Annotated in this window: 11 protein-coding genes; 9 read left to right on the forward strand and 2 right to left on the reverse strand. The window is 69.9% G+C overall.

The window, feature by feature from the left end; genetic code table 11:
• The first annotated feature begins 608 nt into the window (after positions 1-608).
• The 8 genes from ACLL9L_RS06605 to cimA all read left to right on the forward strand — a co-directional run bounded on the left by ACLL9L_RS06605 (position 609) and on the right by cimA (position 11,083).
• Positions 609-2,555 (forward strand): multicopper oxidase family protein, encoded by a 1,947-nt coding sequence (locus ACLL9L_RS06605; protein WP_411283848.1) that lies wholly within the window; start codon positions 609-611, stop codon positions 2,553-2,555.
• A 48-nt stretch (positions 2,556-2,603) separates the two neighbouring features.
• On the forward strand, positions 2,604-3,770 hold the full coding sequence (locus tag ACLL9L_RS06610) for a hypothetical protein (protein WP_411283849.1): 1,167 nt from the start codon (positions 2,604-2,606) through the stop codon (positions 3,768-3,770).
• A gap of 80 nt (positions 3,771-3,850) precedes the next feature.
• Positions 3,851-4,039 (forward strand): hypothetical protein, encoded by a 189-nt coding sequence (locus tag ACLL9L_RS06615; RefSeq protein ID WP_411283850.1) that lies wholly within the window; start codon positions 3,851-3,853, stop codon positions 4,037-4,039.
• Positions 4,040-4,237: 198 nt separating this feature from the next.
• Entirely contained in the window at positions 4,238-5,821 is a 1,584-nt protein-coding gene (gene serA / locus ACLL9L_RS06620) for a phosphoglycerate dehydrogenase (RefSeq protein ID WP_411283851.1), read from the forward strand.
• A gap of 78 nt (positions 5,822-5,899) precedes the next feature.
• Positions 5,900-6,991 carry a 3-isopropylmalate dehydrogenase gene (locus ACLL9L_RS06625; RefSeq protein ID WP_411283852.1) on the forward strand — a complete coding sequence of 364 codons (1,092 nt, stop codon included), beginning with the start codon at positions 5,900-5,902 and terminating at the stop codon, positions 6,989-6,991.
• Between the two features lie 171 nt (positions 6,992-7,162).
• On the forward strand, positions 7,163-8,284 hold the full coding sequence (locus ACLL9L_RS06630) for a branched-chain amino acid aminotransferase (protein ID WP_411283853.1): 1,122 nt from the start codon (positions 7,163-7,165) through the stop codon (positions 8,282-8,284).
• A 19-nt stretch (positions 8,285-8,303) separates the two neighbouring features.
• The gene (locus ACLL9L_RS06635; protein ID WP_411283854.1) at positions 8,304-9,155 is read left to right on the forward strand and encodes an HAD family hydrolase; all 852 of its coding nucleotides are present in this window, start codon (positions 8,304-8,306) and stop codon (positions 9,153-9,155) included.
• 347 nt (positions 9,156-9,502) lie between these two features.
• Complete coding sequence (cimA, locus tag ACLL9L_RS06640) at positions 9,503-11,083, forward strand: citramalate synthase (protein WP_411283855.1); 1,581 nt, start codon at positions 9,503-9,505, stop codon at positions 11,081-11,083.
• 103 nt (positions 11,084-11,186) lie between these two features.
• On the opposite strand, the gene ACLL9L_RS06645 is transcribed toward cimA, so the two are convergent.
• Positions 11,187-11,996, reverse strand: a complete 810-nt coding sequence (locus ACLL9L_RS06645) for a hypothetical protein (RefSeq protein ID WP_411283856.1) — start codon at positions 11,994-11,996, stop codon at positions 11,187-11,189.
• Positions 11,997-12,085: 89 nt separating this feature from the next.
• Between ACLL9L_RS06645 and ACLL9L_RS06650 the strand changes: the two genes are divergently transcribed.
• On the forward strand, positions 12,086-12,271 hold the full coding sequence (locus ACLL9L_RS06650; protein WP_411283857.1) for a DUF1707 domain-containing protein: 186 nt from the start codon (positions 12,086-12,088) through the stop codon (positions 12,269-12,271).
• A gap of 249 nt (positions 12,272-12,520) precedes the next feature.
• On the opposite strand, the gene ACLL9L_RS06655 is transcribed toward ACLL9L_RS06650, so the two are convergent.
• Positions 12,521-13,036: glycosyltransferase (locus ACLL9L_RS06655; protein WP_411283858.1), on the reverse strand; the 516-nt coding region annotated here is incomplete at its 5' end.

The following is a 13,036-nucleotide window of genomic DNA, read 5'->3' on the forward strand; positions in this document are numbered from 1 at the left end:
AGGCGCTCGGAAGCACCATCGCAGCCAACCCGCCCGCCAGACCCGTCGCCCATACCATCAGCACGATCACGAGACGCTTCATCAAACCCACCCCCAGCGAAAGGACGCAACCCCAGAGGGTTGCCATAGGTCTGGATCATGCCCAGCCGACCTTGTGGATTCCTTGGGACGGGTCAGGTCGGCCCGAACGTCAGAGTCCTCCGACCCGGACATCTGACGACGCTGCACACCGGATCGGACGTCACCGGATCATGCGCCAGCACAATGGTGGTCAGGTCAGAAGAGGCTTTCCTCGGTCTGCGGCAGACGTCGCTGGTCGTGCAGCACCCGCGCCCCGGAAAGCAGGAGCTTGGCTTCGTGCTGCTGGTGTCATGGGCGAGAACAGCAACTCGCGGTCCCGCTGGCCGGGACGAACACACTGACCAGCCCCGTAGGCTCGGGCGCCGCACCGATCACAGCGATCGGCCGCTGTGAGATCCACCCTAGCCATAGCCCCAATTGACCATTCGGAACACGTCTACCCATGGGCGCTGGAACGGAGACCCAATGGGCCCGGGCCGACCCCAAGGTCATCTCATGGTCGAGCGGCGCTGCCGATCCCGAAGGCCATGGCGCCGTGCCCGAAGTCGGACTACACCACCTGGAGCCAGCCACCGGGACCCGGGGTGGGTCAGCAGAACTCGTTGGGAAACCAGCGCCACCAGATCTGGCCGGGCCAGATCGGCTCCCCGGACCCGATCGTCTACAAGATCGAGCACCTGGTGAGCGCCCACTCCTTCACCACCTCGCAGGTGCTGCCGATCGACGCCTTGGGCCGCCCGACGATCTCGTTCGACGCCTCCGGCGCCACCGTCAGCGCGGGCACCCTGCGGACGTTGCCCCAGAGCACGATCTACGGCTTCAACGGCACGTTCCCCGGGCCGATGATCAACAACGAGTACGGCAGGCCTGCCTTGGTCCGGTTCGTGAACCGGTTGGATGAGAACCCGATGAACCTGGACCGCCAGGACTTCGGAGCCCCGGACTGGTCGGCCCTGATCCACCTGCACAACGCTCACACCGCGCCCGAGAGTGACGGCAACCCGCACTACTCGATGAGGTACGGGCCTCAGCACCATGGCTTCAGGCCGGGGCAGTGGGTCGACCAGCTGTACCTGAACTGGCCGGCCGGCGGCGACGACCGGGAGAAGCAGAGCTTCTTCTGGTTCCACGACCACCGGATGGACCACACCGGCGCCAACGTCTACAAGGGCATGGTCGGGCTGTTCCCGATGTACGACCCGAAGGACGGGACCTCCGTTGGACGTCCGGGAGGTCTCGATATGGGAGACGAGCGGCAGGGCTTCCGGCTGCCCGGGGTCCGCACGAACAACCCCGATGGGTCCTTCGACGTTAAGTACGACGTCCCGCTGGCCTTCTTCGACGCCCGCCTCGACGACGGCGTCACGACGCACAAGGACATGCACGACGGGATGGGTGAGTTCCCGGACGCCAAGAACCCGGCCACCCACCCCGAGTGGTGGGGCAAGACGTTCTACAAGCACATGCCCAGCCACGGCTTCATCGGGGACATCTTCACCGTCAACGGCACGGCATACCCGGTGATGAAGGTGGATCGGCGCAAGTACCGGTTCCGGTTCCTTGACTGCTCGATCTCGAGGATCTACGAGTTCAAGCTGATGAGCTCGACGCAGGGCCCGAAGTCGTCGGCGTCCCTGGGATACACGGGCGACGAACTCCAGGGTCAGTACCGGATCCCGGACGCCCAGCAGTGCATGAAGTTCACCCAGATCGCCAATGACGGAGGGCTCCTGCCGTTCCCGATCACCCGGGACTCGTTCGAGCTGTGGCCGGCCAAGCGGCGCGAGGTCATCATCGACTTCACCCGCTACCAGGACGGTACGCCGACCACCAAGGGCGACGTCGTCTACCTGACCAACGTCATGCGGATGCCCGACGGTCGGATGTGGTCCAACTCCTCACGCTTCTCACCCGACCCGAAGTACACGGTGCCGATGTTGAAGTTCGTCATCGGGGACGACGCGCCTGACAACAGTCAGATCCCGACGGCCATGCGGCCCCTGCCGCCGCTGCCGAGCAACTGGCAGAGCCTGTTGGACAACCGGCTGATCTTCGAGGTGCAGCGCGGCAGCGCCGGCGGCGAGATCGAATGGCTGATCAACGGCAAGCCCTTCGACCCATCGACCGTGGCCACCAGCCTGCCGAACCGGGCCGGTAAGACACCGCTGGCGCAGCAGAAGAAGAACAGCTTCAACCTCTGGGAGATCCGCAACGGCGGCGGTGGCTGGGTGCACCCCTTCCACCTGCACATGGAGGAGCACCGCACCGTGATGCGCAACAACAAGGACGTCACCCGCGGAGACCCCTCCCACCCCGACGACGTCTCGCGTGAGGACGTGGTGGCGCTCGACCCGGGCGAGTCGACGATCGTGTACCGGGGGTTCCGCGACTTCGTCGGGCCCTACGTGGCGCACTGTCACAACCTGGCCCACGAGGACCACGCCATGATGATTGGCTGGGAGATCACCCCCTGATTCCCTGCTCCCCCCACCTCCGGGCCCGACCACAGATGAGAGGTCTCCATGTCCATCGGCTCCACCGTGGAGTGCCCCACCGCCGTGCCGGCCCGACGGGGCGTCCCGTGGGCGACGGTCCTGCCGGTTGCCGTCGTGATGGCCTTCGCCAACGGGTTCTGGCTGACCTCGCTGCGCGGCGCCGTCGGCGCCATCGAGCGCACCCAGGGCCCCTTCGCGAGCTGGTTGCGCGAGTCCACCCTGGCCGTCCCGGCCTACGTCTTCGCCGTGCTCGCAGCCCTGACGTTGGCGCTGCGCCTGTTCGGATCGGCGCCGCGCCGGCTCAGGCTGGTCACGACCGCCCTGATGGTCGTCGCGGCCGGCACCGTGGCCGGCACCGCCTTGATGGCGGCCAGCTCGGCCTACGACTACCACCTGCAGGCGAGTCAGCAGCAGATGATGCACGCGATGGGCGGCACCTGCGCCATCGCGAACTGTCTAACAGCCGCACAACAGGCCTCGTTCGGCCTCGCGGTCCGCGCCGTCGTCTATGGCAGCGCCATCCTCCTGGTGACCAACCTCGCCGTCGTCGCCTGGGTCTATGCCATCCGCGGCGGTCGCCTCGACGTCGCCAGCAGACGCCGGCGCGCCGTGCCCGACAGCGCAGCCGGGCCCGACAGCGCGGCCGTGCCCGACAGCACCCGCGTCAACCAGGTCAGCGAGCTGCGGCGCCTCCTTGCGGCGGCGCTCATCGGCAGCGCGCTGCTCCACGCCGCAGTCGTCCCCGAGCACCAGCGAGAGTGGCCCGCGGCCGGCGCGTTCTTCATGGTCCTCGCGGCTGCCCAGCTCTGGCTTGCCGTCGCCGTCCGCCTGTCGGCTCGCCTGCAGCCCGCCGTGCTGCCCACAGTGGCGGCCCTCTGCGCCGGGACGCTCGCCGTGTGGGTGTACTCCCGCAGCCTGGGTATGCCGTTCGGCCCGGGTGCCGGGATCCCCGAGCCCGTCGGGGTGGCCGATGTCGGAGCCAGCCTTCTCGAGCTTGCCGCCCTGTTCATCGCCCTGGTCCTCCTTCGTGACCGAGGGTGGCTGCGACACCCACCTGCGTCTGCGCACCTGCGCTGGCTCGCCCTGGTCGCCGTCGTCGCCGTCACCAGCGGCGCCCTCGCCGGCAGTGGCCTGCCCGTGTTCGACGACATCACCGGGAGCACCGGGGACTCATCGATCGTCTCCGCCCACTGAGACCGAGCCACCGGGGGGAACTGCACGCACGGGCGACCGCGGGCGTGATCCTGCGCGCGCGGCGCGGATAGGCTCCCATCGTGCCAACCCAGACATCGAGACCGTGGCAGTCGTGGCTGATCCTCGTCGGCGCGATCGTCGTCGGCTGCTTGCTCGTCGCGTCGCGGATCAAGCCGGTGGCGCTCGTCGGAGTCGCCATCATCGTGATCTGCCTGCTGATCGTCCTGCGGATGTCGATCGAGGCCTTCGGGGGCGGACGCCGACGCTGAGTCGCGTCTGCGGCCTCGGCTCCCGACGGGACGGGACGGGGCGGGACGGGGCGGGACGGGGCGTCGGCGGCGTCCCGGCATACGGGATGGTCGTCTCACTGGCCGTAGACTCGAGGGCGGCACAGCGCGGTGCCGAGCAGCAGTTCCCGCACTCCGACCGGCCGATCGCCAGGCCGCCGATCCCTTTAGGACAGCCACGTGACCAAGCCCGTCGTCCTCATTGCCGAGGAACTCTCTCCCGCCACCCTCGACGCCCTCGGCCCTGACTTCGAGGTCCGCACCGTCGACGGCGCGAACCGCGAGGAGCTGCTCCCAGCCCTGGCCGACGTGGACGCGGTGCTGATCCGCTCGGCGACGAAGATGGATGCCGAGGCGATCGCCGCGGCCAGGAGGCTCAAGGTCATTGCCCGCGCGGGTGTCGGCCTCGACAACGTGGACGTGCCCGCGGCGACGCTGGCGGGGGTCATGGTCGTCAACGCGCCCACCTCCAACATCACCTCCGCTGCCGAGCTGGCAGTGGGCCTGCTCCTGTCGACGGCGCGCAACATCGCGCCGGCCAACGACGCGCTGAAGAACGGTGCCTGGAAGCGCAGCAAGTACGGCGGCGTCGAACTGTTCGACAAGACCGTCGGCATCGTCGGCCTCGGCCGGATCGGTGCGCTGGTCGCCGAGCGGCTCAAGGGCTTCGGCATGGAGATCATCGCCTACGACCCCTACACGACGGCCGCCCGCGCCGCCCAGATCGGCGCCAGGCTGGTCGGGCTCGACGAGCTGCTCGCCCAGTCCGACTTCATCACCGTGCACCTGCCCAAGACCCCCGAGACGGTCGGTCTCATCGGCGAGGACGCACTGAAGATGGTCAAGCCGACGGTGCGCATCATCAACGCCGCTCGCGGCGGGATCGTCGACGAGCAGGCGCTCGCGGACGCCCTGCGTGACGGTCGGGTCGCCGGCGCCGGCATCGACGTCTTCGCCAAGGAGCCGACCACCGAGTCGCCGCTCTTCGCGTTCGAGTCCGTCGTCGTCACGCCCCACCTCGGCGCTTCCACCGACGAGGCCCAGGAGAAGGCCGGTGTCTCGGTCGCCAGGTCCGTGCGGCTCGCCCTCGGCGGCGACCTGGTCCCCGACGCGGTCAACGTGTCCGGTGGCGCCATCGACGAGGAGGTCCGCCCCGGCATCGCGCTCGTCGAGAAGCTCGGCCGGATCTTCACGGCGATCGCCGGGTCGGTGCCCGTGCAGCTGGACGTCGACGTCAAGGGCGAGATCACCGAGCACGACGTGTCGGTGTGGAAGCTGTCGGCGCTCAAAGGGCTCTTCCAGGACGTCGTCGAGGAGCAGGTCTCCTACGTCAACGCCCCGGTCATCGCCGAGCAGCGCGGCTGCGAGGTCCGGCTGCTCACTGACCTGGCCAGCGAGGACTTCCGCAACGTCACGACCCTGCGCGGCACCCTGAGCGACGGCACGGTCATCTCCGTGGCCGGCACCCTCACCGGCCCGCGGATGGTCGAGAAGATCGTCGGCATCAACGGGTTCGACCTCGAGGTGCCGCTGACCGACCACCTCGCCGTGTTCTCCTACTCCGATCGACCGGGCGTCGTCGGGCAGGTGGGTCAGGTCCTTGGAGACGAGGGCATCAACATCGGAGGCATGCAGGTCGCGCGCAGCGAGAAGAAGGACGCGGCCCTCGTGCTCCTCAATGTCGACGTGGCGCTCCCGCATGCCGTGGCCGAGAGGATCGCCGAGCTCGTCGGCGCGACGAGCTTCTCGGTCGTCAACCTCTGATCCTGACTCGGGTGGCGGGCGGCTCGTCAGGTGAGACGTCCGTCCCGAGGGTCAAGACGGAGACCTATCCTTGGCGACATGGCACAGCAGGTGGCACCGGAGCATGGATCGACCTCTGAGAGCACGACGTTGAACCTGGCCGTCATCGGCGGGGACGGCATCGGGCCGGAGGTGGTCGCGGAGGGTCTCAAGGTCCTCGAGAGCGTCACGGCCAGCTCGGGCCTGAAGATCACGACGACCGACTACGACCTCGGTGCCCGCCGGTGGCACGCGACGGGGGAGACCCTCCCGGACAGCGTCCTCGACGAGCTCCGCGGACACGACGCCATCCTCCTCGGCGCCATCGGTGACCCCACTGTCCCCAGCGGCGTCCTGGAGCGCGGCGTCCTGCTGCCGATCCGGTTCGCCCTCGAGCACTACGTCAACCTGCGCCCGGTCAGGCTCTATCCCGGCGTCGAGAGCCCGCTCGCCGTCGAGCGCGTGGCCCCCGGCGGCATCGACTTCGTCGTGGTCCGGGAGGGCACCGAGGGTCCCTACGTCGGCAACGGCGGATCGCTGCGCTCCGGCACCCCCCACGAGATCGCCACCGAGGTCAGCGTCAACACGCGCTTCGGCGTCGAGCGGGTCGTGCGTGACGCCTTCGCCCGGGCCCAGGCCCGCCCGCGCAAGCACCTCACCCTGGTGCACAAGCACAACGTCCTGACCCACGCCGGGCACCTCTGGCGGCGCACGGTCGACGAGGTCAGGGTCGACTTCCCGGACGTCGAGACGGCATACCAGCACGTCGACGCGGCGACGATCTTCCTCACGACCGACCCCGGTCGCTTCGACGTCATCGTCACCGACAACCTCTTCGGCGACATCATCACGGACATCGCCGCCGCGATCGCGGGCGGCATCGGCCTGGCGGCCAGCGGGAACATCAACCCCGAGCGCGCCCATCCGAGCATGTTCGAGCCGGTCCACGGCTCCGCCCCCGACATCGCCGGGCAGTCGAAGGCCGACCCGACGGCGACGATCCTGTCGGTGGCCATGCTCCTGGAGCACCTCGGCCGCACCGAGGACGCCCAGGCGGTCGAGGCCGCCGTCGCGGCAGACCTCGCCGAGCGCGGCACCACCCCACGGACGACCCAGGCCGTCGGCGACGCCATCGCCGCCCGCCTCGCCTGAGTCGCCAACTCACCGGACATCCGCCGCCGTGACGGCGGGTGCACCGCGGCGGGTGGCACCGCGGGCGGGTGGCACCGCGGGCGGGCCGCGCCCCCACGGGGCGGGTACCCTGCGATCAGCACCACGACGTATGCCGTCCGCCCCCTGCGGACCGATTTCGGAGGCCACCGCATGAGCACGCAGACGACCCACTCGACCTCGTTGACCTTTGAGGTCAGCCAGCGGCCGGACCCGTTGCCGGTCGCCGAGCGGGACGCGATCCTCGCCAACCCGGGCTTCGGCAAGAAGTTCACCGACCACATGGTGCGAGCGACGTGGACGAGCGACGAGGGCTGGCACGACGCCGGGGTCACGGCATACGGGCCGCTGCTCATCGACCCGGCCGCCGCGGTGCTGCACTACGCGCAGGAGATCTTTGAGGGCATGAAGGCCTACCGGCACGCGGACGGCTCGATCTGGACCTTCCGTCCCGAGGTCAACGCGGCCCGCTTCAGCCGCAGCGCCCGCCGGCTCACCCTCCCGGAGCTGCCGGAGGAGGACTTCATCGCCTCGCTCCGGGCGCTCGCGTCGGTCGATGCGGCCTGGGTGCCCGAGCCCGGCGACTCCGGCGAGAAGAGCCTCTACCTCCGCCCCTTCATGTTCGCCTCGGAGGTCTTCCTCGGCGTCCGGCCGGCCGCCCAGGTCACCTACTGCGTCATCGCCTCACCCGCCGGCGCCTACTTCTCTGGCGGGGTCAAGCCGATCTCGTTGTGGATCTCGACCGACTTCGCGCGCGCCGGAGCCGGCGGCACGGGCGCGGCGAAGTGCGGTGGCAACTATGCCTCGAGCCTGGCCGGTCAGCTCCAGGGCGCCGAGCACGGTTGCGACCAGGCGGTTTTCCTCGACTCCTCGACGCAGACCCACATCGAGGAGCTGGGGGGGATGAACCTCTTCCTCGTCTACCGGGACGGCCGGATCGTGACTCCCGAGCTCTCCGGCTCGATCCTCGAAGGCGTGACCCGCTCGTCGATCCTCGAGCTCGCCCAGGACCTCGGCCTGAGTCCGCAGGAGCGCCCCATCCCCATCGAGGAGTGGAAGGACGCGGCCCGCTCGGGTGAGCTCGCGGAGGTCTTCGCCTGTGGCACAGCCGCGGTCGTCACACCGGTCGGTGAGCTGCGCTGGGAGGGCGGCAGTGTCGACCACCGCACCGCCGGCTTCACCGGTGAGGTGGCGCTGGGGATCCGCCAGCGCCTGCTGGACATCCAGTACGGCCGCACGGAGGACTCCCGCGGCTGGCTCACCCGTCTCGTCTGACGCCTGACGGGCTCTCGGTATGCCGTCATCACCCGTCCCAGGAGTGGGTGCGCCCCGTGCGGTGCCGGGGCTGCGGCGACCGCGGCTCGTCGCGACCGACCTCGACGGGACGCTGCTGCGCTCGGACGGGTCGGTCTCCGAGCGAACCCGCGCCGCCCTGGCGGCTGTCGAGGCCGTGGGCATCCACACGGTCCTGGTCACTGCGCGTCCGCCGCGGTGGCTTGACGAGCTCGAGTCCGTCGTCGGCGCCGGGGGGATCGCCCTCTGCGGCAACGGGGCCTTCGTCTACGACGTGCCCAGGCGTGAGGTGCTGTCGCACCGGGGGATCGCACCGGAGGTGCTGGCGGGGATCGTTGCCGACCTGCGCCGTGAGCTGCCGGGGATGGGCTTCGCGGCCGAGCGGGCCTCGGGATTCGGCTACGAGCAGGGATACGCATCGCCGCACGAGATCCCGCGGGACGCCGTGTGCGGTGCCATCGAGGAGCTCGGCGACGAACCGGTCGGCAAGCTGCTCGGCCGGCTGCCCACGATGTCCGAGTCGCAGTTCCTCGACGCGGTCGCCCGGGTGGTCGGGGACCGTGGGATCGTCGCCTACTCCGGGGCGGGCGGCCTGGCCGAGATCTCCGCGCCCGGTGTCACCAAGGCAGCCGCCCTCGCCGACTGGTGCGTGGGCCTCGACGTCGAGGCGGCGGACGTCTGGGCCTTCGGCGACATGCCCAACGACCTGCCCATGCTCGCGTGGGCAGGCACGTCCTTCGCCGTCGCCAACGGCCACACCGACGTCCTCGACCTGGCCGACCACACCTGCCCGGCCAATGACGAGGACGGCGTGGCCCAGATGTTGGAGACCCTCGTCGCACAGCGACCCTGAGATAGGGATACGGAGATCGACGGCGGGGGGTGCGAAACGTGAGGAAGCGTGGTGGCGACTGTTGCCACGGCATACCGCCGTCGTCCGAGGCGCCCACATGGCGAGACGTGCTTGTCACAACGTGGACACGCAGGCAAAGTGTCGGGTGTGAAGCCTGTGACTGCAGTGGCCACCACCACGCTGATTATCCCCTAGCGCGACGAGACTCCTCGTCGCGCTGACCTCCCGTTACCCGGGGGGTCTTTTTGTGTCCCGGGCAAAACCCCCGCCCGGGCGCGGCGACAGGGAGGGGGACGATCTTCACCGACAACAGGCTTCACCACACTTCTTACCGACGAAAGCGACCCATGTCCGACCTGCACGTCTACGACACCACGCTGCGCGACGGCGCCCAGCAGGAGGGCCTCAACCTGTCCGTCGTGGACAAGTTGGCCATCGCGCGGCACCTCGACGAGCTGGGGGTGGGCTTCATCGAGGGCGGGTGGCCCGGAGCCAGCCCCAAGGACACCGAGTTCTTCGCACGCGCCCAACAGGAGCTCGACCTGCGCAACGCCACCCTGGCCGCCTTCGGGGCGACCCGCCGACCGCACTCGAAGGCGGCCGACGACCCGCTCGTGCGAGCCCTCGTCGACTCGGGCGCCTCGGTCGTGACGCTCGTGGCGAAGTCGCACGTGCGGCACGTCGAGGAGGCGCTGCGAACGACGTTGGCAGAGAACCTCGAGATGATCCGCGACACCGTCTCGTTCCTGCACGGGGAGGGCCGGCGCGTCTTCCTCGACGCCGAGCACTTCTTCGACGGGTATGCCGCGGACCCCGCCTATGCGCTCGAGGCCGTCCGCGTCGCAGCCGACGCCGGCGCCGAGGTCGTCGCGCTGTGCGACACGAACGGCGGGATGCTCCCGCACCAGATCGAGGTCGTCGTCGCGGAGGTGCTCGAGGCAACGACGGCACGTCTGGGGATCCACTGCCACAATGACACCGGGTGCGCCGTGGCCAACTCGATGGCCGCCGTCACAGCCGGCGCGACCCACGTCCAGGGGACGGTCAACGGCTATGGGGAGCGGACTGGCAACGCCGATTTGCTCACCGTGGTCAGCAACCTCCAGCTGAAGGGTGGGCGCGAGCTCGTGGCGCCGGCCAGACTGCGCGACGCCATGCGCATCGCCCACGCGATCAGCGAGGTGACGAACGTGCCGCCCTACAGCCGCCAGCCCTACGTGGGCTCGAGCGCCTTCGCCCACAAGGCCGGACTGCACGCGAGCGCCCTCAAGGTCGACCCCGACCTCTACCAGCACACCGACCCCACGGCCGTGGGCAACTCGATGCGCACGCTCGTGTCCGACATGGCGGGGCGAGCGAGCATCGAGCTCAAGGCCATGGAGCTCGGGTTCGACCTCAGCGGTCAACCACAGCTCGTCGCCGGGCTGCTCGCCACCGTCAAGGACCTCGAGCTGCGGGGCCACACCTTCGACGCGGCGGACGCGTCGTTCGCCCTGTTGCTGCGCGCCGCGGTCGCGGGCGCGCCGGTGTCGTTCTTCGAGGTCGAGTCCTGGCGGGTGATCACCGACGCCCGAGGCACCGACGACGCGACCTCGGAGGCCACCGTCAAGGTCGTTGCCAACTCTCAGCGCTTCGTCGCGACGGGGGAGGGGAACGGTCCCGTCAACGCCCTCGACCACGCCGTGCGCAAGGCGATCGCGCCCGTCTATCCCGAGGTCGACAGGCTCGAGCTGATCGACTTCAGGGTGCGCATCCTCGACGCGGCGCACGGCACGGACGCCGTCACCCGCGTGCTCATCGAGACCTCCGACGGGGAGACGTCGTGGGAGACCGTCGGGGTGGCGGCGAACATCGTCGAGGCCTCCTGGAAGGCCCTCGTGGACGGCATCACCTTCGGTCTCCTGCGCCACGACGTGCCGGTGCGCTGACGTCCGGTGCGCTGAGCTCCTCTGCGCCGACGTCAGGGGACGCCGGCGCGCCGGTTCAGCTCTGATGGCATTGACTGGGTCAACTGGTCAGCCAGTCGGGCCCTCAGCGCTCGATGACGCGCTCATGGTCCTCGACCACCGGGTCGTGCCTCTCGAGCTTGCGGTGGTATCGCATCCCCGCGGCACCGCCGGCGAGCGCGCCCAGCAGGGAGATGACGAGCAGGGCCACGAGCGCGATGAGGCCGCCGCTCGTGAGCTCCCCCTGGTTGACGGGCAGGCGCGGGAAGCTGTTCAGCGAGCTGAGCACGTCGTACTTCGCGCCGGCCACAGCTGCGGCGATCGCGACGGCGACGGCGACGATGACCGCCCAGACCCAGACACCAAGGCCCTGCTTGACACCCTCGAAGCGCGACATCCGGGCGGCGACGTAGCCGCCGCAGTAGTAGGCCACGAAGATGACGATGGCCAGGACGACCCCGCCGACGACGCTGACGCCCTTGGGGTCCTGGGAGATCTGGGTCGTGGCCTGCGTCACGCTTGAGCCCGAGGTGACGCCGATGGCCGCCCCGACCGCGGCGACCAGGGCGGTGAGGATCACGGCCAGCCCCATGGCGGCGACCCAGCCGAAGAACGCGGAGCCCCAGTTGATGCCGACGCGCGGGCGGACAGGGACGGCCTCGACCACCTCGCGCTGGCGCGTGACCGGACGCTCCGGGCCCTCGGTGGCGACAACCGGGGGCACGGTCCTCCCGGTGTCCGGGTGGCGCGCGCCCCGCTCTCGGCGGTCGTCGACGCCGTCCCCGTCACGGTCGGGGCTGCTGCGGTCGGTGCCCCGGCGCTCTGCCGCCGCAAGCTCGGCACGCTCGCGCTCTCCGACGTAGCGGTCTTCCTCGGGCCTGTCGTTGCTGTTCACGAATGTCCTCCTCGGCACGGCACCCACCAGGTGATGAGCTCGGAGCCGGATGACTCCGCAGACGCCACTACCCCGATCTCCCGGCGTGCATGCATGCCGACCGCGCCCGCATCGGTCAGACTGGGCCCACGAGCCCCGGCGGAGACGGACGAGCGACGCGAGTCGGCGACGCCGTGCGGTCAGCCGCGATCGAGACCCTGAACGAGCACTGGCTGGCCGGACGCCTCGACCCGGCGAAGCACGAGGCCCGCACGACCAGGGCCACGGCGCGGTGACCTGCGGGGATCTCGAGGCCCTCTTCACCGACCTGCCGGCCCGGCCTCTCGCGGGCTCGGCGATGTCGAACGACACCGTGTCTGCTCCCGGGTCGACGCTTGCCGAGGTCCCTTCCGGGTCAGGCGGGCACGCAGGAGCTCTTCTCCGCCGACTCGTGGATCGGACGCCGCCGCCTCGGGCGCCGCCCCGAGCGGCCGGGTCTGACGTCGTCCTCACGCGTGTGCGGAGGACCGCCCCGAGGATGCTCGTCAGAGCAGCTCCGCCAGCATGGCCGCCGCGCGGACCGCACCGTCCACCTCGACCGGCTTGTAGTGGACGACCCGCCCCAGCTCCCGGATGATCGTCGCAGCGAGGGCATCCGGGTCGGCGGCAAGGGCATAGTCCAGGAAGGTCCCTGCCCGGTAGCCCTCGAGGCGGTGTCGGACATGGAGGTTCTGTTCGAAATGGCGCCGCAGGGGGACGTAGACGAAGGGCCGACGGTTTGCGGTGAGCTCCATGCACGTCGTCAGTCCCCCCTGGACGACGGCGACGTCACACGCGGCGAGGTGGCGCACGAGGTCGGGGACATAACCCCGGACGGTGACGCCGCGCTGACGAGGCATCGAGGTGGGGTCGATCCGCGGACCCGTCACGACGAGGAATCGCAGGTCGGGCACCGCTCGTCGGACGAGGGGCACCGCGTCGAGGACCCGTCGCAGGAGCGCTTCGCCGACGCCTGAGCCACCAACCGTGACCACGCAGACCCGTTCGTCGTTCCGGTATCC

This window comes from Lapillicoccus sp. (genome assembly GCF_046595215.1).
Lineage (GTDB): Bacteria > Actinomycetota > Actinomycetes > Actinomycetales > Dermatophilaceae > Lapillicoccus.

Coding starts and splice junctions, on each gene's coding strand:
- ACLL9L_RS06605 (WP_411283848.1), top strand. CDS start 609: ATGGCGCCGTGCCCGAAGTCGGACTACACCACCTGGAGCCAGCCACCG.
- ACLL9L_RS06610 (WP_411283849.1), top strand. CDS start 2,604: ATGTCCATCGGCTCCACCGTGGAGTGCCCCACCGCCGTGCCGGCCCGA.
- ACLL9L_RS06625 (WP_411283852.1), top strand. CDS start 5,900: ATGGCACAGCAGGTGGCACCGGAGCATGGATCGACCTCTGAGAGCACG.
- ACLL9L_RS06630 (WP_411283853.1), top strand. CDS start 7,163: ATGAGCACGCAGACGACCCACTCGACCTCGTTGACCTTTGAGGTCAGC.
- ACLL9L_RS06635 (WP_411283854.1), top strand. CDS start 8,304: ATGCCGTCATCACCCGTCCCAGGAGTGGGTGCGCCCCGTGCGGTGCCG.
- cimA (WP_411283855.1), top strand. CDS start 9,503: ATGTCCGACCTGCACGTCTACGACACCACGCTGCGCGACGGCGCCCAG.
- ACLL9L_RS06650 (WP_411283857.1), top strand. CDS start 12,086: ATGCATGCCGACCGCGCCCGCATCGGTCAGACTGGGCCCACGAGCCCC.